Below are 20,852 nucleotides of genomic sequence, written 5' to 3' on the forward strand. Positions count from 1 at the left end.
AGCGCCGGCGCCGGTCACCCGGCCAGACGGCGCTCCAGGAAGTCCAGCCGATCCTGGCCCCAGAAGATCTCCCCCTCCACCACGTAGCTCGGCGCGCCGAACACCCCGGCGGCGACGGCCTCTTCCGTGTTGCGCGTCCACGCCGCGTCCAATTGCGCCGGATCGGCGGCGGCGAGCAGCGCCTCGGCGTCGAGGCCGCAACTGTCGGCGGCGGCGGCGAGGGTGGCCGGGTCGGCGAAGGGGCGGTCTAACTCCCACAACTGCCGGCCGAGCGCCGTCGCCAGCGGCAGGGCATCGGCGCCGGCCGCCTGGGCCGCCAGGATCAGGTGAACGGCGCGGGTCTCGTCGTTGGGGAAGTGCGTCGGCTGCAGCACCAGCGGCACGCCGAGGAAGGCGCTCCAGCGCTCCAGTTCCACCAATCGGTAGCGCTGCCGCTCCGGTGCCCGCTTGGGCAGGGGAACGCCGCCGGTGCGGCCGAACACCTCGCCGAGCCGGGTCGGCTTCACCCGCACCGTGGCGCCGTGGCGGCGGGCGATCTCCTCCAGCCGCGCCGAGCCCAGGTAGGTCCACGGCGAGTTGAGGGCGAAGTAGTAGTCGACGACGGCGGCGGCGGGCATGGGCAGGGTCCTCGGGTTGCGGGCGGAAGCGCCCACATGGTCCCGCCGGCGCCCTCGATCAACCCTGCGGCCACAGCCACGCCGCGCCGCGCACACCGCTGGAGTCGCCGTGCACCGGCGGCAGGATGCGGGTGCGCACCGTGTCGCTGAACACCCAGGCGGGCAGGGCGGCGGGCAGGCGGTCGTAGAGCACGGCGAGGTTGGACAGCCCGCCGCCGAGCACGATCACCTCCGGGTCGAGCACGTTGACCACCGTCGCCAGGGCGCGCGCCAGACGGTCGACGTAGCGGTCGAGGGCCGCGACGGCGGTGGGCTCGCCGGTGGCGGCGCGGGCGGCGACCTCAGCCCCGCTCAGGCCCTGGCCGTGGTCGGCGCCGAGGCCGGGGCCGGACAGGAAGGTCTCGATGCAGCCGCGCCTGCCGCAGTAGCACGCCGGGCCGGGCCGTTCCTCGTCGCGCGGCCAGGGCAGGGGATTGTGCCCCCACTCGCCGGCGATGGCGTTGGGGCCGGCGAGCGGCCGCCCGCCGACGACGATGCCGCCGCCGACGCCGGTGCCGAGGATGACGCCGAACACGCTCGCGGCGCCTGCGCCGGCCCCGTCGGTCGCTTCGGACAACGCGAAGCAGTCGGCGTCGTTGGCGAGCCGTACCGGCCGCCCGAGCGCCGCCGCCAGGTCGCGGTCGAGCGGTCGGCCGATGAGGCAGGTGGAATTGGCGTTCTTCACGAGGCCCGTGGCGGGCGACAGCGCGCCCGGGATGCCGATGCCGACGGTGGCGCCGCCGGGGCGCGCGCCGGCCTCGGCCTCCACTGCCGTCACCAGGGCCGCGACGGCGCGCACCGTCGCCGCGTAGTCGCCGGCCGGCGTGGCGGTGCGGCGGCGGGCGCGCGGTGCGCCGTCCTCCGCCAGCGCGATGGCTTCGATCTTGGTGCCGCCCAGGTCCACGCCCAGTCTCACCGCCTTTATCCTTTCGTCGCGAATGCTATGGCTCCGGATGGTAGGCGACGTCGCGGCCCTTGCGAAGTGGCCGCCGATCATGGCAGGTGAAGGGCATGAGCGACACCCGTCAGACCCCGCCCCGCACGCCCGCCCGCCCGGCCCTGCGCCACCCCCACAAGGCGCCGCCGCAGGCCGGCGACCTGCTGAAGGTGGCCGAAGGCGTGCTGTGGCTGCGCATGCCGCTGCCCTTCGCCCTCGACCACATCAACCTGTGGCTTCTGGAAGACGGCGACGGCTGGGCCATCGTCGACACCGGCGTCGCCTCTACCCTCACCCGCGACCTGTGGGAACAGGTGATGCGCCAGCCGCGCCTCGGCGGCCGGCCGGTGACGCGGCTGTTCTGCACCCACTTCCACCCCGACCACATGGGCCTCGCCGGCTGGCTGTGCGAGCGCTTCGGCATCGAGATGTGGACGACGCTCGGCGAATGGGCGACGGGCATGCATCTGTCGCTCGACACCACCGACGAGTTCCGCGCCGCCTCGGTGCGGTTCTATCAGGCCGCCGGCTTCGGGCCGGACCTGATGGAGAAGGTGCGCAGCCGCGGCAATGCCTATGCCGGGCGCGTCGCGCCGATCCCGCGCGCCTACCGTCGCATCGTCGACGGGCAGGAGATCCGCATCGGCCGCGGCACGTGGCGAGTCGTCGTCGGCCAGGGCCATGCGCCCGAACTGGCGGCGCTGCACTGCGCCGAGGACGGCGTGCTCATCTCGGGCGACCAGATCCTGCCGCGCATCAGCCCCAACGTCTCGCTGTGGCCCAACGAACCGGAGGCCGACCCGCTCGGCCTGTTCCTGCGGTCGCTGCAGGTGTTCGGGGCGCTGCCGCGCGACACCCTGGTGCTGCCGAGCCACGGCCTGCCCTTCATCGGACTGCACGCCCGCGTCAAGGAACTGGCCGACCATCACGCCGAGCGCCTGGCCGAGGCGCTGGACGCCTGCGCAGGACAGCCGCGCAGCGCCATGGACCTGGTGCCGGTCATGTTCCCGCGGCCGCTCGACGACCACCAGCTGTTCTTCGCCATCGGCGAGGTGCTGGCGCACGTGCGGCGGCTGGAAGTGGAGGGGCTGCTGGTGCGGCAAGTGGCGGCGGACGGCGTTCACCGCTGGACGGCGGCCACGGATTCGGCGGGCTGACTCTATCCCGTCGGATAGATGGTACCCGACGGTTCCGGCAACGAGGCGGCGACTGGGGCCGTTCGGTTCAGCGACCCTCGAACCGTCATCCCAAGCCGCAGCCGCAGCCATGCCCAGACCGCTTCACAGACCTCGCGCCGCCACCCGCCTGATGCTCGTGCTCGGAGCGTCGGTCGTCGCTGCCCTGCTGCAGACGACCGTCGTCGCGCCTCTGGTCGAGGACATGCGGGCGCAGGCCGACGCGCCGGCCCCGGATCAGGCGCCGACGGCCGAGGGGCGGCAGGGGTTGGCGTCGTCCTCGGCACAATAGAGGGTGTAGAGCGTGCTGATGACGGCCGCCGCTTCCTCCCCCTTCAGGGAATAGTAGATGGTCTGCGCGCTACGGCGGGTCTTCACCAGATCGTCGCGGCGCAGGCGCGCCAGATGCTGGCTCAGGGCCGACTGGCTGAGGCCGACGATGCGCTCGAGCTGACCGACCGACATCTCCCCGTGCAGCAACTGGCACAGGATCATCAGGCGGTGTTCGTTGCTCATGGCCTTGAGCAGGGCGCTGGCGCGCCGCGCGTTTTCCTGCAACTGCTGCAGGTCCATCCCCAGATCGTCGGGCATTCCGGTTCCCACAAAAGCATCGGGTGCACTACCCGATTGTATGCCGTTCGGGCAGAGGGAGCAAACGCCTAGGAGACGGGCCGGCGTGCCGCGGCCGCGGCGGCGACCCATATCTGTCGAAAGACAGGTTGCGCTGCATCCACGACTGGTGACAAATTTCCGCAATGGCAGGGTCCGGGTAAGGGTATTGCCCGGGTGGTTGAAGGAACGAAAGTTTATGGCGACGCTACTGGTCACGCATCATGCCTGCATCGATCACGATACGGGCGACCTCCATCCCGAATGCGGCGACCGGCTGCGCGCCATCCTGCGTGTCCTGGAGTCGGAAGAGTTCATGATGCTGCACCGGGAAGAGGCGCCGCACGCCACCCGCGAGCAGCTCATGCGCGTCCACCCGCTGAGCTACATCGAGCGCGTGATGGACGCCGTGCCGCACGACGGCCACCACCACATCGACGGCGACACCATCCTCAGCCCCGACAGCGGCGAGGCCGCCCTGCGCGCCGCCGGTGCGGTGTGCGCCGCGGTGGATGCCGTGGCCCGCGGCGAGGTGCGCAACGCCTTCTGCGCGGTCCGCCCGCCGGGGCATCATGCCGAGCGCGAGCAGGCCATGGGCTTCTGCATCTTCAACAACGTCGCCGTCGGCGCCTACCATGCGCGCGAGGTGCACGGGCTGAAGCGCGTCGCGGTGCTCGACTGGGACGTCCACCACGGCAACGGCACCCAGCACATCTTCTGGGACGACCCGGACATGTTCTACGCCTCCACCCACCAGTGGCCGCAGTGGCCGCACACGGGGGCGACGGGCGAGACGGGGGCGCACGACAACATCCTGAACGTGCCGCTGCCGGTGCGCGCCGGATCGGACGAATTCCGCCAGGTCATGACCGACCAGGTGCTGCCGGCCATGCGCGACTTCAAGCCGGACATGATCATCCTGAGCTGCGGCTTCGACGCCCACGCCAACGACCCCATGGCCTACCTGCTGCTGCAGGTCTCCGACTTCGTGTGGGCCACCAAGGAGGTCATGGCGCTGGCCGACGAGGTCTGCGACGGGCGCGTCGTGTCGGTGCTCGAGGGCGGCTACGACATCCGCGCGCTCGCCGCCTGCACGGTCGGCCACGTGCGGGCCTTGATGGGGATCTGACCGGCGGCCACTTCCTTCGGTGGAAGAGCCGTGGATCGAACGGCGGTCCGGGTTGTTCCCTTGCCTTGTGGGATGCCGGGGCTTTAGACTTCCGGCCTTTCCCGCCCCGGATCCAGGACCCGAGTCCCCGCATGGCCGAATCCCCCGTTCCCGCCGATATCGCCGCCCTTTCCTTCGAAGACGCCCTGGCCGCCCTGGAGGACATCGTCCGCCAGCTGGAAGGCGGCCGGGTGAAGCTCGACGAGGCGGTGGATGCCTACGAGCGCGGCGTCGCCCTGCGCAGTCACTGCGAACGCAAGCTGGCCGAGGCGCGCCAGCGCGTCGAGAAGATCTCCCTCGGCGCCGACGGCCGCCCGACCGGCGCCGCCCCCTTCGATGCCGGCTGAGCCGGCGCCTCCGCCTTCGCCCCTGTTCACCATCGTTCCCGCCCCCGTCCCGCCAGGAGTTCCGTCGAGCATGAGCCGCCTTCGCGACACAATGGCCGAGCGCGCCACCGCCGTGGAAGAGGAGCTGCAGCGCCTGCTGCCGGTGGAGGACATCCCCGAGCGCCGGCTGTGGGAGGCCATGAGCTATTCGTGCCTCAACGGCGGCAAGCGGCTGCGGCCCTTCCTGGTGACGGCGACGGCCGACCTGTTCAACGTCGCCTCCAGCGCGTCGCTGCGCGTCGCCGCGGCGGTGGAGATGGTGCACAGCTATTCCCTGGTGCACGACGACCTGCCGGCCATGGACGACGACGACCTGCGGCGCGGCCGGCCGACCTGCCACAAGCAGTTCGACGAGGCGACCGCCATCCTGGCCGGCGACGGCCTCTTGACCCGCGCCTTCGAGGTTCTGGGGGACCCCGGTGCCCACCCCGATCCGGCGGTGCGCGCCGAGCTGGTGGTGGAACTGGCAAAGGCGGCCGGTGCCCGCGGCATGGTCGGCGGCCAGATGGTCGACCTGCTGGCCGAGCGCGACGAGGGCTTCGGCCGCGGCATGGACGTCGCCGCCGTCACGCGCATGCACCAGCTGAAGACCGGCCGCCTCATCATGTTCTCGTGCTGCGCCGGCGCCATTCTCGGCAAGGCGGCGCCGCAGCTGCGCCAGGCGTTGACCAAATACGCCCACGACCTCGGCCTCGCGTTCCAGATCGTCGACGATCTGCTTGACGTCGAAGGCGATCAGGCCGAATTGGGCAAGACGGTGGGCAAGGACGCCGCCGCCGGCAAGCAGACCTTCGTGACCCTGCTCGGCCTGGACCGCGCCCGCACCCACGCCGAGATGCTCGTCGAACAGGCCGTGGCCCATCTGAAGCCCTTCGACGCCGAGGCCGACCTGCTGCGCGACGTGGCGCACTTCGTCCTCGCCCGCCGCGCCTGACGCCGCCGTTGCCGCCAAAGGATCCTGCCTTGACCCAGCGACCCGCCACTCCGATCCTCGACACCGTCCAGACCCCGGCCGACATGCGCGGCCTGTCGCTCGACAAGCTCCGCGAGCTTGCCGACGAGGTGCGGGCCGACCTGATCGACGCCGTCTCGCGCACCGGCGGGCACCTGGGCGCCGGGCTCGGCGTGGTCGAGCTGACGGTGGCCCTGCACCACGTGTTCGAGACGCCGCGAGACCGCCTGATCTGGGACGTCGGCCACCAGTGCTACCCGCACAAGATCCTGACCGGCCGGCGCGAGACCCTGCGCACCATCCGCCAGCCGGGCGGTATCTCGGGCTTCACCCTGCGCAGCGAGAGCGAGTACGACCCCTTCGGCGCCGGTCACAGCTCGACCTCCATCTCCGCCGGCCTCGGCATGAAGGTGGCGTGCGACCTCATGGGCGACGACCGTCACGTGGTCTGCGTCATCGGCGACGGCGCCATGTCGGCGGGCATGGCCTACGAGGCCATGAACAACGCCGGCGCGATGAATTCCAAGCTCATCGTCATCCTCAACGACAACGACATGAGCATCGCGCCGCCGGTCGGCGCCATGTCGGCCTATCTGTCCAAGGTGCTGTCGTCCAAGCCCTGGCTGTCGGCCCGCAACATCGCCAAGGAAATGGCCGCCCGCTTCCCCGGACCGCTGGAGCGCGCCGCCAAGCGGGCGGAGGAATACGCCCGCGGCCTCGTCACCGGCGGCACGCTGTTCGAGGAACTGGGCTTCTACTACGTCGGCCCCATCGACGGCCACAAGATGGACCATCTGGTGCCGGTGCTGAAGAACGTGCGCGACACCAACCACGAGGGGCCGGTGCTCATCCACGTGGTGACGCAGAAGGGCCGCGGCTATCCGCCCGCCGAAGCCGCCGCCGACAAGTACCACGGCGTCTCCAAGTTCGACGTGGTGACCGGCGACCAGGTGAAGGCCAAGCCCAACGCGCCGAGCTACACCGCCGTCTTCGCCAAGGCGCTGATCGAGGAGGCGCGTCACGACGACCGCATCGTCGCCATTTCCGCCGCCATGCCGGGCGGCACCGGGCTCGACAAGTTCGAGCGCGAGTTCCCGACCCGCACCTTCGACGTCGGCATCGCCGAGCAGCACGCCGTGACCTTCGCCGCCGGTCTGGCGTGTGAGGGTTACAAGCCCTTCGCCGCCATCTATTCCACCTTCCTGCAGCGCGCCTACGACCAGGTGGTCCACGACGTCGCCATCCAGAACCTGCCGGTGCGCTTCGCCATCGACCGCGCCGGCTTCGTCGGCGCCGACGGCGCGACCCACCAGGGCGTGTTCGACCTGTGCTACCTGTGCTGCCTGCCGAACATGGTGGTCATGTGCCCGTCCGACGAGGCGGAACTGGTGCACGCCGTCGCCACCGCCGCCGCCCACGGCGACGGCCCCATCGCCTTCCGCTACCCGCGCGGCGAGGGCGTCGGCACGGCGCTGCCCGAGCGCGGCGAGGTCCTGCCCATCGGCAAGGCCCGCGTGCTGCGCGAAGGCACGTCGGTGGCGTTGCTGTCCGTCGGCCCGCGCCTCGCCCACTGTCAGAAGGCCGCCGAGGACCTGGCGGCCAAGGGTCTGTCCACCACCGTCGCCGACATGCGCTTCGCCAAGCCCTTCGACACCGAGCTGGTGCGCCGTCTCGCCGCCACGCACGAGGTGCTCATCACGGTGGAGGAGGGCGCCCGCGGCGGCTTCGGCGCCCACCTGCTGCAGTTCATGTCGGACGAGGGGCTGCTCGACCACGGGCTGAAGGTGCGCACGCTCGCCATCCCCGACCACTTCTTCGAGCACGACAAGCCGGAGACCCAGTACGCCAAGGCCCGCCTGACCCAGGCCGACATCGTCGAGACGGCGCTGAAGGCCCTGGGCCGCGGCACCGAAGGGGCGGCGCGGGCGTAATCGACGTGGCCGAGAAAGTGGAAAAGGTCCGGCTCGACCAACTGCTGGTCGATCGCGGACTGGTGGAGAGCCGCAGCCGCGCCCAGGCCATCGTCATGGCCGGGCTGGTGTTCAGCGGCGAGAAGAAGCTCGACAAGGCCGGGGTGAAGGTGCCTGCCGACAGCGCGCTCGAGGTGCGCGGGCAGGATCACCCGTGGGTGTCGCGCGGCGGGTTGAAGCTGGAGAAGGGGCTGGCGGAATTCGCCTGCGACCCGACGGGCTTCACCTGCATCGACGTCGGCGCGTCCACCGGCGGCTTCACCGACGTGCTGCTGACGCGCGGCGCCGCCAAGGTGTACGCCGTCGACGTCGGCTACGGCCAGCTCGCCCACAAGCTGCGGGTCGATCCGCGCGTGGTGGTGATGGAGCGCACCAACGCCCGCCACCTGACCGAGACCGAGATCCCCGACGCCGTCGACATGGTGGTGTGCGACGCCAGCTTCATCGGCCTGCGCACGGTGCTGCCGGCGGCGCTGGCGCGGGTGAAGGACGAGGGGTGGCTCATCGCCCTCATCAAGCCGCAGTTCGAGGTCGGCAAGGACCGCGTCGGCAAGGGCGGCGTGGTGCGCGACCCCGCCCTGCATGCCGAGGTCTGCGACACCATCCGCGAGTGGGTGAGCGGCTTGCCCGGCTGGCGCGTGCTCGGCATCACCGAAAGCCCCATCAAGGGGCCGGAGGGCAACGTCGAGTTCCTCATCGCCGCACGGAGGATGGCGACGGCCGACTGACGACGCCACCTTTAACCGATGCGGCCCCGCGGGCGTTGAGTCCGAGGCGCCGTCACCGGCTGAAGGATCGTCACCCCGAGGCTCGCCATGTTCGACTCCGCACTCGCCGCCTCCGGCACCACGTCGTGGGACCGTCGCATCGTCCGCACCTTCACGGTCGGACCCTACGTGGTGCGGGCCTACGAAATGCCGTCCGAACGCAAGCAGCTGGTGACCTTCGAGCGCCTCGCCCACCCGCAATGGCGCAAATGGAAGGCGAGCCGCGACGACACCTACATCGCCGAAACCTTCTGGCGCTGGAAGCTGCACGCCTGGATCCTCGGCCGCCTGCACCCCCTGACCGACTGGCTGCGCCCGTTCGGCTGGCCGTGGTGAGGCCGCCGCGGACAAAAAAACGGCCGGGCGCGAGGCCCGGCCGGAGGTGCATGCGAGGGAGGAAAATCACGATCGAAGCGGGCGCACCCGCCGCCGTCACGCCGCCTTGCGGTCGGGACGGGCGACGGCGCGGCCGGTGTCGGGCGTCGTCACCGTGCCGCCGAAGCGAGCGATGGTGAGGCCGTCCATGTCGATGTCGGGCGTGCGGCCGGCGTAGAGGTCGGTCAGCACCCGCGCCGAGCCGCAGGCCATGGTCCAGCCCAGCGTGCCGTGGCCGGTGTTGAGCATGAGGTTGCGGAAGCGGGTCGGGCCCATGACCGGCACGCTGTCGGGCGTCATGGGGCGCAGGCCGGTCCAGAATTCCGACTTCGCCACGTCGCCGCCGGTCGGGAACAGGTCGGAGACGACGTATTCCACCGTCTCGCGGCGGCGCTGGTCGAGGTCCAGGTTGTAGCCGTTCAGTTCGGCCATGCCGGCGACGCGGATGCGGTCGCCGAGGCGGGTGAGGGCGACCTTGTGGGCCTCGTCCATGACCGTCGAGACGGGCGCGCCGGCCTCGTTCTCCACCGGGATGGTGATGGAGTAGCCCTTCACCGGGTAGACGGGCACGGAAATGCCCAGCGTCTTCAGCAGCAGCGGCGAATAGCTGCCCATGGCGCAGAGATAGCTGTCGGCGGTGACGCGGCCCTGGTCGGTCTCGACGCCGGTGACGCGGTCGCCTTCGGTGGTCACGGCCTTGATGGTGACGCCGTGGCGGAACGTCACGCCGAGGTCGGCGGCCATTTTGGCGAGCGCCTGGGTGAACTTGAAGCAGTCGCCGGTTTCGTCGCCCGGCAGCAGCAGGCCGCCGACGATCTTCTGCGACACCTGGCCGAGGGCCGGCTCGTAACGGGCGCAGCCGGCGGTGTCGAGCACCTCGTAGGGCACGCCGTAGCGGTCGAGGATGGCGGTGTCCTTGGCGATACCGTCCAGCGCCGCCTGGGTGCGGAAGACCTCCAGCGTGCCGCGGGTGCGCTCGTCGTAGGTGATGCCGGTCTCGCCGCGCAGCCACTTCAGCACGTCGCGGGAGTATTCGGCGACGCGCACCATGCGGCTCTTGTTGACTTCGTAGCGGGCGGCGGTGCAGTTGCGCAGCATCATGCCCATCCAGCGCCACATGTCCGCGTCCATGCGGGCGTGCAGCACCAGCGGGGCGTGGCGCATGAACATCCACTTGATCGCCTTCATGGGGATGCCCGGCGCGGCCCAGGGCGTCGCGTAGCCCGGCGAGATCTCACCGGCGTTGGCGAAGCTGGTCTCCATGGCCGGGGCCGGCTGGCGGTCGAGCACCGTGACCTCGTGCCCGTCGCGGGCGAGGAACCAAGCGGTGGTGACGCCGACGACGCCGCTGCCGAGAATGACGATCTTCATGGTGATGCGCCCCTGTTGTCTCCGGCCTCGGGCGGGCCGGTGTGGTCCTGCCTGCTGCATGAGCAAGCGGCGGGCCAGATGCCGGAATGGCGGAAAACGGGGCAATTTCAGGTGGGCGTGCGAGCGGGGCTGTACACGTAGGTTTACGGCCGAGCCATCAAGCCGCAGAAATCCGCGGTTCCCAAGCTCTGTAACGAAACGTTTACGCCGTACGCGATCGTTTACGGTTTCTCCGGAATCCCATAGCGCCGCAGCTTGTTGGCGATCATGGTGTGGGAGGTGGACAGCCGCGCCGCCAGCTTGCGGCTGGAGGGGAACAGCGGGTAGAGCCGTGTCAGCAAGTCACGCTCGAAGGCGGCCTGGGCGTCCTCCCACGACGCCGGGCCGGGGCCGGGCGGCGGCAGGGCGGTGCCGGGATCGGCGCCCTGGCCGCCGGCCAGTTCGTCGGCCAATTCCAGGTCGGCGGGCTCCAGCACTGTCTTCTCGGTCATGGTGACGGCGCGGAACACCACGTTCTGCAATTGCCGCACATTGCCCGGCCAGGGGCTCGCCAGCAGGCCGGCGCGGGCGGCGGGCGACAGGGCGGGGCAGGGGCGGCCGGCGCGGGCGGCGGCCTCTTCCATGAAGTGGCGGGCGAGCGTCAGGATGTCGTCGCCGCGCTTGCGGAGCGGCGGCACCTCCAGGCGCAGCACGTTCAGGCGGTAGAACAGATCCTCGCGGAAGCTGCCGTCGCGCACCATGGCGGCGAGGTCGCGGTGCGTCGCGCCGATGATGCGCACGTCCACCCGCAGCTCGCGGTCGCCGCCGACACGGCGGAAGCTGCCGTCGTTGAGGAAGCGCAGCAGCTTGGCCTGGAGGTAGGGCGACATCTCGCCGATCTCGTCGAGGAACACGGTGCCGCCGCCGGCCAGTTCCAGCAGCCCCGGCTTGCCGCCCTTCTGGGCGCCGGAGAAGGCGCCGGGGGCATAGCCGAACAGTTCGCTCTCGGCCAGGCTTTCGGGCACGGCGGCGCAGTTGAGGGCGAGGAAGGGCGCCTCCTTGCGCGGGCTGCCGGCGTGGCAGGCGAGCGCCACCAGTTCCTTGCCGGTGCCCGTCTCGCCGAGGATGAGCAGCGGCGCATCCAGCGCCGCCACCCGCGCCCCCTGGCGGCGCAGGGCGGCGATGGCCGGCGAGGCGCCGAGGATGGCCTCGAAGCTGCCGGGGCGGAAGTGCTGCAGCACGTGCATCTGCTCGCCGACGCGGTTGGGCGCCTGCAGGGTGACGACGCCGCCCGCCGGCTGCCCCTCGGCGTCCAGCGCCGGGGTGCAGGTGAGCAGGAACGGCTCGCCGCGCACGGAAACCTCGCGCGGCGCCATGCGGAAGCCGGCGGCGACCAGGGGCGGCGCCATGTCCTCGTCGTCGGCCAGGTAGACGTCGAGCGCGAGGCCTTCCAGCCCCCGCTCGTCGGTACCGGCGGCGGCCGCGGCGGCGGCGTTGCCGACCACGATCACGCCCTCGCCGTCGAGCAGCAGCACCGGGTCCGGCATGGCCGACAGCAGCGCCTCCAGGTGCAGGCGGCGGCGCATGCCGGGCAGCTGGTCGGTGGTGCGCACATGGGTGACGCCGGCCACCGCCGCCAGGTCGTCGCGCAGGGCGTGGAAGGCGTCGGTGGGCAGGGCGGGGGCGTCGATGTAGACGAAGGGGACGTCCACCTCCACCGCCACCACGTTGATGCCCTTCAGCGCCAGCACGCCGAGGATTTCCTGGGCGATGCCGACGCGGTCGTCGAAGCGGACGGTGATGCGCATGGCGGGGTGGGTTCAGCTCAGCGGATGCAGCCGGCCGGCAGGCGGCGGCGCAGCAGCGTGTCGAGGGGCGCGTCGGCCTTCAGGCAGGACGCGAGCACGGAGCGGAAGGCGCCGGTGTCGGTGCCGACGGCCTCGGGCAGCGGGGTGGGAGCGCCGAGGCTCACGCCGGCCTTGCTCAGGGCCTGGCCCGGGGCACCGGCGGCGAAGATCTCGGCGGGCGCGGCGATGGCGACGGCGCGGCCGTCCTGAATGCGGCCCTGCATGACGTTGAGGCCGACCACCCAGAACCGCCCGTCGTCGTATTGCAGCAGCGGCGAGCCGGACCCGCCCTGCTGCACCGTGCAGTCGTGCATGAGGCGTTCGGCGTTGCGCGACAGCACGCTGCAGCCCGAGCCGAGGGAGACGGCATAGGGTCGGTCGTGGCGATAGCCGGCCTCGAACAGCGGCGCATCGGGCGCGGCGTCGAGCGTCCGCACGCCCAGCCAGCCGACGGTGCGGCCGATGGGCACGTCCAGCTCGATCACCGCCCAGTCCTGCGGCGCGAGGCTGCTGTCGGGGTTGCGGGGGAAGGTCTTGAGGCCGGTGCGCACCGCCTTGGCGCGGGCGTGGGCGAGCCAGGTGTCGCGCTGGAAGCCGGCGACGACGTGGATGTCGGACAACTGCCGCAGGGCGCCGTTGCGCGGGTTGAACAGGCAGTGCCCGGCGGTGAGCGCCGTGCTCGGCCCCACCAGCACGGCGGTGCAGAAGCCGCGCCCGGCGGCGTTGAGGCGGCCGAGCGCGGTGAACGGCCAGGTGCCGGCATCCATCAGCGCGCGGTGTTCGTCGCGCGGCTGCGCCGGCCCGGCCGCCGCCACGGGCGGGGCCAGGACCGGCAGCAGGATCAGGGCGAGGAGCACGAGGCGGCGGAGCATGGGGTCCGGGCGGGGGAGGGCGGTCGGGCCGCCAGTGTCGCCCGCCGGATCGTCGCCCGCAAGCCTCGTGCTGCCGCGCCGGGGCTCAGGCGACCGCCAGGCGGACGTCGATGTTGCCGCGGGTGGCGTGGCTGTAGGGGCAGACCACGTGCGCCTTCTGCACCAGGTCTTCCGCGACGGCGTGCTCGATGCCCGGCAGGGCGATCGTCAGGTCGACGTCGATGCCGAAGCCGGTGCCGTCGTCGCGCGGGCCGATGCCGACAGTGGCGGTGACGGTGGCGTCCTCGGGCACCTTCACCTTCTCCTTGCCGGCGACGAACTTGAGCGCGCCGAGGAAGCAGGCGGAGTAGCCGGCGGCGAACAGCTGCTCGGGGTTGGTGCCCTCGCCACCGCCGCCGCCCAGCTCCTTCGGCGTCGACAGGGTGACGGACAGGCGGTTGTCGTCGCTCGCGGCGCGGCCCTCGCGGCCACCGGTGGCGGAGGCGGTGGTGCGGTACTTGATGTCCATGACGGTCTCCTGAGGTCTTCGGTCGAAGGGGAACGGCTGGGGCGCCGTCCATGGAGTGAAGAATGGCGGGCAATTTGATCGTGTGCAATGAAATAGACCGCATGGCAGCCATGCGCATGCCGGACGAGCGATTTCATTGTGCGCGATCCATCTCCGGGGCACGATGTCCCGTTCCGCCGCTCCAGCCCGCGAGTCCGCCATGGCCGACGTGCCGCTGCCCATCGACCGCCAGCTCTGCTTCGCCGTCTATTCGGCGGCGCACGCCCTCAACCGCGTCTACAAGCCGCTGCTCGATCCGCTCGGGCTCACCTATCCGCAGTATCTGGTGCTGCTGGCGCTGTGGGAGGAGGACGGCATCACGGTGAAACAGCTCGGCGTGCAGATGCACCTGGACTCCGGTACCCTGACGCCGCTGCTCAAGCGCATGGAGGCCGCCGGCCTCGTGACCCGTCGCCGTGACGCCGCCGACGAACGCCAGGTGCGCATCGGCCTCACCGAAGAGGGGCGGGCGCTGCGGCAGCGGGCCGGGACGGTGCAGGAGTCGATCCTCTGCGCCTCCAAGCGCACGCCGGCGGAGCTGGAGGCCCTGCGCGACCAGCTCACCGCCCTGCGCGACGCGCTGCTCGCCGACGGCTGCGCGTGACAGGGCGCCCTGCGCGCGCTATGTGTGCCGCACCCCATCGCCACCAGCCGCCGAGCCATGACCCCCGAAGAGATCGTCGCCCGCGTCCTCTACAAGGACAGCCTCATGCTCATCCTGAACAAGCCGGCGGGCGTGCCGGTGCATGCCGGGCCGGGCGGCGGCGACAACATGGAGATGTACTTCGACGCCCTGCGCTTCGGCCTGCCGCGCCTGCCCAACCTGGCGCACCGGCTGGACCGCGACACTTCGGGCTGCCTGATCCTCGGGCGGCACTCCAAGGCGCTGCGCAAGCTCGGCAAGCTGTTCCAGCAGGGGCGGGTGGAAAAGATCTATTGGGCGGTGGTGGAAGGCGCGCCCACGGGCGGGGCCGAAGCCGGCACGGTGGACGCCCCCTTGCGCAAGCTGACGCCCAAGCGCGGCTGGAAGATGGTGGTCGACCCCGCCGAGGGCCAGCCGGCGGTGACCGAGTGGCGCCTCCTCGGCCGCTCCGCCGATGGCCGCCGCAGCTGGCTCGAATGCCGGCCGAAGACGGGGCGGACGCACCAGATCCGCGTCCACTGCGCCCACCTCGGCTGCCCCATCGTCGGCGACCCGGTCTACGGCGCCGCCGACGCCCCGGCCGACGCCCTGCACCTGCATGCCCGCGGCGTGGTCGTGCCGCTCTACCCGACCCGCGACCCGGTAGCCTGCGAGGCCCCTGTCCCGGCCCACATGCGCGCCGCCCTGACGGCCTGCGGCTTCGGCGGGGAATAGGGGCGGGGGCAGCGACTTGCGCTCCGCTCCGGCGGGCCTGGATGCGGCCGCGCGCAGCCCGACCGTGGCGAGGTCTTCCGAGGTAGAGGATTTTGTCATGGCTGGGCGTGCTCCGGCCAACCGCGGGGACACCGGCGCGGGGCATGATGTTGCGACCAGGCCATCGTTTTTCCTCATGCCCCTGCCAGAGATTTTCATATTTTCCATACGGCGGCCCCCCAAGTAGCCTTTCTCCCAAGTCGGACAACCATAAGGTCCAACAGGGAGAGCATCATGACCCACACCGCCGCCCGCCGGACGGTCGCCGCCGCCGTCGCCGCGTCCTTCGTCGCCGCCACCACGGCTGCCGCCACCGCGGCGCCGCTTCAGTCGCTGGGGCAGCCCGAGGGGCAGCTCGACATCGTCGCCTGGCCCGGCTACATCGAGCGCGGCGACACCGACGCCGCCTATGACTGGGTGACCGGCTTCGAGAAGGCGACCGGCTGCAAGGTCAACGTCAAGACCGCCGGCACCTCCGACGAGATGGTGGCGCTCATGAACGAGGGCGGCTTCGACCTCGTCACCGCCTCGGGCGACGCCAGCCTGCGGCTCATCGCCGGCAAGCGGGTGCAGGAGATCAACACCGCCCTCATCCCGTCGTGGAACACCCTGGACGACCGCCTGAAGTCCGCCCCCTGGCACACGGTCGACGGCAAGCACTACGGCACGCCCTACCAGTGGGGGCCGAACGTGCTCGCCTACAACACCAAGGCCTTCGGCGACACCGCGCCGGACAGCTGGAAGGTGGTGTTCGAGGAACAGACGCTGGCCGACGGCCAGTCCAACAAGGGCCGCATCCAGGCCTTCGACGGCCCCATCCACATCGCCGACGCCGCCAACTACCTGATGAGTGCCAAGCCGGACCTCGGCATCAAGGACCCCTACGAGCTGACCGAAGACCAGTACAAGGCGGCGCTCGATCTGCTGCGCCAGCAGCGCGAACTGGTGAACCGCTACTGGCACGACGCCTTCGTGCAGATCGACGACTTCACCAACGAGGGCGTGGTCGCGTCGGGTTCGTGGCCGTTCCAGGTCAACATCCTGAAGTCCAAGGGCCAGCCCGTCGCCAGCGTCATCCCCAAGGAAGGCGCCACCGGCTGGGCCGACACCACCATGCTGCACGCCGAGGCGGCGCACCCCACTTGCGCCTACCTGTGGATGGAGCACAGCCTGTCGCCCAAGGTGCAGGGCGACGTCGCCGCCTGGTTCGGCGCCAACCCGGTGGTGCCGGCCGCCTGCGAGGACCACGAGCTGCTCGGCCCCGACGGCTGCACCACCAACGGCTTCGACAAGTTCGACCAGATCCACTTCTGGCGCACGCCGGTCGCCAAGTGCGAGACGCAGGAGGCCTGCGTCCCCTACTACCGCTGGGTGACCGATTACATCGCGGTGCTCGGCGGCCGCTGAGCCGCCGGCACTCCGGGGGCCCGGCACGCCGCCGCCTCACCCACACCCCGCCTTACTCCCCGAGGGGAGCGGCGGGCCGGGCAGCCCCGCCTACCGCACACCGTACCCAAGACCCTACGCATTGAGAGAAGAGGACCGCGCCATGGCCGCGGAAGTCCGCTTCGACCGGGTGACCTGCGCCTTCGGGCCGGTCAAGGCGGTCGACGACGTCAGTTTCGAGATCGCGGAGGGTGAGTTCTTCTCCCTCCTCGGCCCCTCCGGCTCGGGCAAGACCACCTGCCTGCGCATGATCGCCGGGTTTCAGTACCCGACGGCGGGCCACGTCTACATCCACGGCAAGGACGACACCCGCCTGCCGCCCTTCGAGCGCGACGTGAACACGGTGTTCCAGGACTACGCCCTGTTCCCGCACATGACCGTCGCCGACAACGTCGCCTACGGCCTCATGGTGCGCGGCGTGGCCAAGGCCGAGCGTCGCCGCCGGGCAGAGGAGATGCTGGAGCTGGTGCGCCTCGGCGGCTACGGCGATCGCCGCCCGGTGCAGCTGTCGGGCGGCCAGCGCCAGCGCGTGGCGCTGGCCCGCGCCCTCATCAACCACCCGCGCGTGCTGCTGCTCGATGAGCCGCTCGGCGCGCTCGACCTCAAGCTGCGCGAGGAGATGCAGACCGAGCTGAAGCAGTTGCAGCGGCAGGTGGGCATCACCTTCGTCTTCGTCACCCACGACCAGACCGAGGCGCTGTCCATGTCCGACCGCCTGGCCGTGTTCAACCAGGGCCGCATCGAGCAGATCGGCACCCCCGCCGAGGTCTACGACCGGCCGCAGACCGCCTTCGTGGCCGAGTTCGTCGGCACCTCCAACATCCTGCGCGGGCCGGTGACCAAACGGTTGTTCGGGGTGGAGGGGCCGGTGTCCATCCGCCCGGAGAAGATCGTCCTGCGCCCCGACAACGAGCCGGCCGCCGGGCCCGACACCGGCGCCCTCGCCACCATCGCCGAGGTCACCTTCCTCGGTGCCGCCACCCGCTACCGCGTGGCGCTGGCGGGCGACGAGGCGACCCACCTCATGGTCACCGCGCCCAACGTGCTGACGGCCGGCCAGGCCCTGCCGAGCGGCACCCGCGTGCGCCTGAGCTGGGGGCCGGAGACCTGGCAGGTGCTGGCATGACCGCGCGTTCGCAGCCGCACCCCCTCGGGCAGGCCGAGCCGCAGGTGCGCCCCGCCCGGACGCGGAGCCTGTCGCGGCGGCTGTCGGGCTGGCTCTACGGGCGGCGCGGGCTGTTCCTGCTGATCCTGCTGCTGCCGCCGCTGCTGTGGCTCGGCGTGGTCTACGTGGGGTCGCTGTTCGCGCTCCTGCTCAACAGCTTCTTCGCCATCGACCCGTTCAGCGGCATGGTGGTGCCCGAGTTCACCCTGGCGACCTGGGCGGAGCTGTTCACCCTCGCCAACTTCGACATCATCGTCCGCACCGTGACCATGGCGGCGGTGGTGACGGTGGCCGCCGCCCTCATCGGCTTCCCGCTCGCCTACTACATGGCCCGCTATGCCGGGCCGCGCATGAAGGCGGTGCTCTACCTCGGCGTCATGCTGCCGCTGTGGTCGAGCTATCTGGTGCGCCTGTATGCCTGGAAGCTGATCCTGGCCAAGGAGGGCATCCTCAGCTGGGCGGCCGGCGCCACCGGCACGACCTGGCTGCTCGACGGCATCCTCGGCCTGCCGGTGATCGGCGGCCCGAGCCTGTCGGTGAGCTACCTCGGCATGTTCCTGGTGTTCCTCTACATCTGGCTGCCGTTCATGATCCTGCCGATCCAGGCGGCGCTGGAGCGGGTACCGAAGAACCTGCTCGACGCTTCGTCCGACCTGGGTGCGCGGCCGGGCCTGACCTTCCGCAAGGTGATCCTGCCGCTGGCCTTTCCGGGCGTGGTCGCCGGGTCGATCTTCACCTTCTCGCTGACGCTCGGCGACTACATCATCCCCGGTGTCATCGGCGCCTCGCGGCTGTTCATCGGCCAGGCCGTCTACATGCACCAGGGCACCGCCGGCAACATCCCGCTCGCCGCCGCCTTCTCGGTGGTGCCCATCGTCATCATGGCGATCTACCTGACCGCCGCCAAGCGACTGGGGGCCTTCGATGCGCTCTGACCGCCGCCCGCCCGCCGACGGCCGGCCGCGCGCCGGCTGGGGCCTGAAGGCCGCCGCCGCCTTCACCGTGCTGTTCCTGCACGTGCCCATGGCCTTCATCGTGCTCTATGCCTTCACCACCGAAGACCAGAGCTACGTCTTCCCGCCGCCCGGCCTGACGCTGAAGTGGTTCGCCGTGGCGTGGGAGCGCCAGGACGTGTGGAACGCCCTGTGGCTGTCGGTGCAGGTGGCGCTGACGGCGACGCTGACGGCCATGATCCTCGGCACGCTGGCCGCTGCCGCCATCAGCCGGGCCCGCTTCTTCGGGCGCGAGGTGGTGAGCCTGCTGGTCATCCTGCCCATCGCCCTGCCGGGCGTGGTGACCGGCATCGCGCTCCGCTCCGCCTACGGACTGGCCGACATTCCCTTCAGCTTCTGGACCATCGTGGTCGGCCACGCCACCTTCTGCATCGTCGTGGTCTACAACAACGCCCTGGCGCGCTTCCGCCGCACCTCGGGCAGCCTCATCGAGGCGTCCATGGACCTCGGTGCCGACGGCTTCCAGACCTTCCGCTACGTGGTGCTGCCCAACATGGCGACGGCCCTGCTGGCGGGCGGCATGCTGGCCTTCGCCCTGTCGTTCGACGAGGTGATCGTCACCACCTTCACCGCCGGCCAGCAGACCACGCTGCCCATCTGGATGCTGTCGGAACTGGTGCGGCCGCGCCAGCGCCCGGTCACCAACGTGGTGGCGGTGTTCGTCATCGCCGTCACCTTCATCCCCATTCTCACCGCCTACTGGCTGACGCGCGGGTCGGAAACGACCGCCGACGCGGGCGGCAAATAAGCATCCCCAAGGGAGGATCCCCAGAATGAACACCCCCGCCTTCCCCCTGCCGAGCCGCCAGTTCATCGACGGCGCCTTCGTGACCGGCGCCGGTGCCGAGGAAAAGGTGCTGAACCCGGCGACGGGCGAGGTTCTCTGCACCGTGCCGGAAGCCTCCGCCGAGCAGCTGGAGGCCGCCGTCGCCGCCGCCGACCGTGCCTTCGACGGCTGGTCGCGCACCACGCCGGGTGAGCGCGCCGGCCTGCTGCTCAAGCTGGCCGACCGCATCGAGGCCAACGCCGAGACCCTCGCCCGCCTGGAAAGCCGCAACTGCGGCAAGCCCTACACGGCGGCGCTCAACGACGAGATCCCGGCCATCGTCGACTGCTTCCGCTTCTTCGCCGGTGCCGCCCGCTGCATGGGCGGCATGGCGGCCAAGGAGTACCTGCCGGGCCACACCAGCATGATCCGCCGCGACCCGCTCGGCGTCGTCGGCTCCATCGCGCCGTGGAACTACCCGCTGATGATGGCGGCGTGGAAGATCGCCCCGCCGCTGGCGGCCGGCAACACGGTGGTGCTGAAGCCGTCGGAACAGACGCCGCTCACCAGCCTCTACCTCGCCGAACTGGCCGCCGACCTGTTCCCGGCCGGCGTGCTCAACGTCGTCACCGGCCGCGGCGAGAGCGTCGGGGCGCCGCTGGTGGAACACCCCAAGGTGCGCATGGTGTCGCTGACCGGCGACATCGCGACGGGCCAGAAGATCCTCCAGGCGGCCAGCCGCACGCTCAAGCGCACCCACCTGGAGCTGGGCGGCAAGGCGCCGGTCATCGTGTTCGACGACGCCGATCTGGACGCCGTGGTCGAGGGCATCCGCACCTTCGGCTTCTACAACGCCGGCCAGGACTGCACGGCGGCCTGCCGCATCTACGCCGGCCCCAAGGTCTACGAGAAGCTGGTCGCCGACCTGTCGGCCGCCGTTTCCGGCATCAAGGTGGGCGGGCCGGACGAGGCCGGGGTGGAACTCGGCCCGCTGATCTCGGAGCGCCAGCGCTCGCGCGTCGCCAGCTTCGTGGAACGCGCCCAGGCGCAGAGCCACATGGAAGTGGTGACCGGCGGCGCCAAGATGGACGGCGGCGGGTACTTCTACGCCCCGACGGTCATCGCCGGCGCCCTGCAGAGCGACGAGATCGTCCGCCGCGAGGTCTTCGGCCCGGTCGTCTCGGTCACCCGCTTCTCCGACGTGGACGAGGCGGTGGGCTGGGCCAACGACAGCGAGTACGGCCTCGCCTCCTCGGTGTGGACCAAGGACGTCGGCCGCGCCATGGCGACCGCCGCCCGCCTGCAATACGGCTGCACCTGGATCAACACCCACTTCATGCTGTGCAACGAGATGCCCCACGGTGGCATGAAGAGCAGCGGCTACGGCAAGGACATGAGCATGTACGCGCTGGAGGACTACACCGTCGTCCGCCACGTCATGGTCAAGCTGTAGGC

At 71.0% G+C, this 20,852-nt stretch carries 21 protein-coding genes; 14 read left to right on the forward strand and 7 right to left on the reverse strand.

Going from position 1 to position 20,852, the window contains the following annotated elements; genetic code table 11:
- Nucleotides 1–14: 14 nt before the first annotated feature.
- Both CRP50_RS02920 and CRP50_RS02925 read right to left on the reverse strand, forming a co-directional pair.
- On the reverse strand, nt 15–617 hold the full coding sequence (locus CRP50_RS02920; protein WP_097277467.1) for a 2-hydroxychromene-2-carboxylate isomerase: 603 nt from the start codon (nt 615–617) through the stop codon (nt 15–17).
- 58 nt (nt 618–675) lie between these two features.
- Nucleotides 676–1,572 carry an ROK family protein gene (locus CRP50_RS02925; RefSeq protein ID WP_245913341.1) on the reverse strand — a complete coding sequence of 299 codons (897 nt, stop codon included), beginning with the start codon at nt 1,570–1,572 and terminating at the stop codon, nt 676–678.
- 95 nt (nt 1,573–1,667) lie between these two features.
- Here CRP50_RS02925 and CRP50_RS02930 point away from each other — a divergent pair, with 95 nt between their 5' ends.
- Nucleotides 1,668–2,750 (forward strand): MBL fold metallo-hydrolase, encoded by a 1,083-nt coding sequence (locus tag CRP50_RS02930; protein WP_097277469.1) that lies wholly within the window; start codon nt 1,668–1,670, stop codon nt 2,748–2,750.
- 255 nt (nt 2,751–3,005) lie between these two features.
- Here the strand turns inward: CRP50_RS02930 and CRP50_RS02935 are convergent, their stop codons facing one another.
- Nucleotides 3,006–3,341: an ArsR/SmtB family transcription factor gene (locus CRP50_RS02935; RefSeq protein ID WP_097277773.1), complete on the reverse strand. Its 336-nt coding sequence runs from the start codon at nt 3,339–3,341 to the stop codon at nt 3,006–3,008.
- Between the two features lie 235 nt (nt 3,342–3,576).
- On the opposite strand from CRP50_RS02935, the gene CRP50_RS02940 reads away from it, so the two are divergent.
- The 6 genes from CRP50_RS02940 to CRP50_RS02965 all read left to right on the forward strand — a co-directional run bounded on the left by CRP50_RS02940 (nt 3,577) and on the right by CRP50_RS02965 (nt 8,956).
- Nucleotides 3,577–4,506, forward strand: coding sequence for a histone deacetylase family protein (locus CRP50_RS02940; protein WP_097277470.1), 930 nt, complete (start codon nt 3,577–3,579; stop codon nt 4,504–4,506).
- A gap of 131 nt (nt 4,507–4,637) precedes the next feature.
- Nucleotides 4,638–4,892: an exodeoxyribonuclease VII small subunit gene (locus CRP50_RS02945; RefSeq protein WP_097277471.1), complete on the forward strand. Its 255-nt coding sequence runs from the start codon at nt 4,638–4,640 to the stop codon at nt 4,890–4,892.
- 70 nt (nt 4,893–4,962) lie between these two features.
- Entirely contained in the window at nt 4,963–5,865 is a 903-nt protein-coding gene (locus tag CRP50_RS02950) for a polyprenyl synthetase family protein (protein WP_097277472.1), read from the forward strand.
- Between the two features lie 29 nt (nt 5,866–5,894).
- The gene (gene dxs, locus CRP50_RS02955) at nt 5,895–7,814 is read left to right on the forward strand and encodes a 1-deoxy-D-xylulose-5-phosphate synthase (RefSeq protein WP_097277473.1); all 1,920 of its coding nucleotides are present in this window, start codon (nt 5,895–5,897) and stop codon (nt 7,812–7,814) included.
- 17 nt (nt 7,815–7,831) lie between these two features.
- Entirely contained in the window at nt 7,832–8,581 is a 750-nt protein-coding gene (locus CRP50_RS02960; protein WP_097277774.1) for a TlyA family RNA methyltransferase, read from the forward strand.
- Nucleotides 8,582–8,668: 87 nt separating this feature from the next.
- The gene (locus tag CRP50_RS02965; RefSeq protein ID WP_097277474.1) at nt 8,669–8,956 is read left to right on the forward strand and encodes a hypothetical protein; all 288 of its coding nucleotides are present in this window, start codon (nt 8,669–8,671) and stop codon (nt 8,954–8,956) included.
- Nucleotides 8,957–9,052: 96 nt separating this feature from the next.
- Here CRP50_RS02965 and CRP50_RS02970 read toward each other — a convergent pair whose 3' ends face one another.
- The 4 genes from CRP50_RS02970 to CRP50_RS02985 all read right to left on the reverse strand — a co-directional run bounded on the left by CRP50_RS02970 (nt 9,053) and on the right by CRP50_RS02985 (nt 13,572).
- Nucleotides 9,053–10,366, reverse strand: coding sequence for a D-amino acid dehydrogenase (locus CRP50_RS02970; protein WP_097277475.1), 1,314 nt, complete (start codon nt 10,364–10,366; stop codon nt 9,053–9,055).
- A 221-nt stretch (nt 10,367–10,587) separates the two neighbouring features.
- Nucleotides 10,588–12,153 (reverse strand): sigma 54-interacting transcriptional regulator, encoded by a 1,566-nt coding sequence (locus CRP50_RS02975; protein ID WP_097277476.1) that lies wholly within the window; start codon nt 12,151–12,153, stop codon nt 10,588–10,590.
- Nucleotides 12,154–12,170: 17 nt separating this feature from the next.
- Entirely contained in the window at nt 12,171–13,064 is an 894-nt protein-coding gene (locus tag CRP50_RS02980; protein ID WP_097277477.1) for a trypsin-like serine peptidase, read from the reverse strand.
- Nucleotides 13,065–13,149: 85 nt separating this feature from the next.
- Complete coding sequence (locus tag CRP50_RS02985; protein WP_097277478.1) at nt 13,150–13,572, reverse strand: organic hydroperoxide resistance protein; 423 nt, start codon at nt 13,570–13,572, stop codon at nt 13,150–13,152.
- Nucleotides 13,573–13,771: 199 nt separating this feature from the next.
- On the opposite strand from CRP50_RS02985, the gene CRP50_RS02990 reads away from it, so the two are divergent.
- The 7 genes from CRP50_RS02990 (at nt 13,772) to CRP50_RS03020 (ending at nt 20,850) form a co-directional block, all read left to right on the forward strand.
- The gene (locus tag CRP50_RS02990) at nt 13,772–14,215 is read left to right on the forward strand and encodes a MarR family winged helix-turn-helix transcriptional regulator (RefSeq protein ID WP_097277479.1); all 444 of its coding nucleotides are present in this window, start codon (nt 13,772–13,774) and stop codon (nt 14,213–14,215) included.
- A 57-nt stretch (nt 14,216–14,272) separates the two neighbouring features.
- On the forward strand, nt 14,273–14,968 hold the full coding sequence (locus tag CRP50_RS02995; protein WP_097277480.1) for an RluA family pseudouridine synthase: 696 nt from the start codon (nt 14,273–14,275) through the stop codon (nt 14,966–14,968).
- A gap of 273 nt (nt 14,969–15,241) precedes the next feature.
- Nucleotides 15,242–16,414 carry an ABC transporter substrate-binding protein gene (locus CRP50_RS03000; protein ID WP_097277481.1) on the forward strand — a complete coding sequence of 391 codons (1,173 nt, stop codon included), beginning with the start codon at nt 15,242–15,244 and terminating at the stop codon, nt 16,412–16,414.
- A 142-nt stretch (nt 16,415–16,556) separates the two neighbouring features.
- Nucleotides 16,557–17,579, forward strand: coding sequence for an ABC transporter ATP-binding protein (locus CRP50_RS03005; protein ID WP_097277482.1), 1,023 nt, complete (start codon nt 16,557–16,559; stop codon nt 17,577–17,579).
- Nucleotides 17,576–18,553 (forward strand): ABC transporter permease, encoded by a 978-nt coding sequence (locus CRP50_RS03010; RefSeq protein WP_097277483.1) that lies wholly within the window; start codon nt 17,576–17,578, stop codon nt 18,551–18,553. Before CRP50_RS03005 ends, CRP50_RS03010 begins: the two co-directional genes overlap by 4 nt.
- Nucleotides 18,543–19,379 carry an ABC transporter permease gene (locus CRP50_RS03015; RefSeq protein ID WP_097277484.1) on the forward strand — a complete coding sequence of 279 codons (837 nt, stop codon included), beginning with the start codon at nt 18,543–18,545 and terminating at the stop codon, nt 19,377–19,379. The genes CRP50_RS03010 and CRP50_RS03015 overlap by 11 nt, the downstream gene beginning before the upstream one ends.
- Nucleotides 19,380–19,404: 25 nt before the next feature.
- Nucleotides 19,405–20,850 (forward strand): gamma-aminobutyraldehyde dehydrogenase, encoded by a 1,446-nt coding sequence (locus CRP50_RS03020; protein ID WP_097277485.1) that lies wholly within the window; start codon nt 19,405–19,407, stop codon nt 20,848–20,850.
- Nucleotides 20,851–20,852: the final 2 nt, after the last annotated feature.

The sequence above is a fragment of the Caenispirillum bisanense genome (genome assembly GCF_900230255.1).
In the GTDB taxonomy this organism is placed as follows: Bacteria; Pseudomonadota; Alphaproteobacteria; order Rhodospirillales; family Rhodospirillaceae; genus Caenispirillum; species Caenispirillum bisanense_A.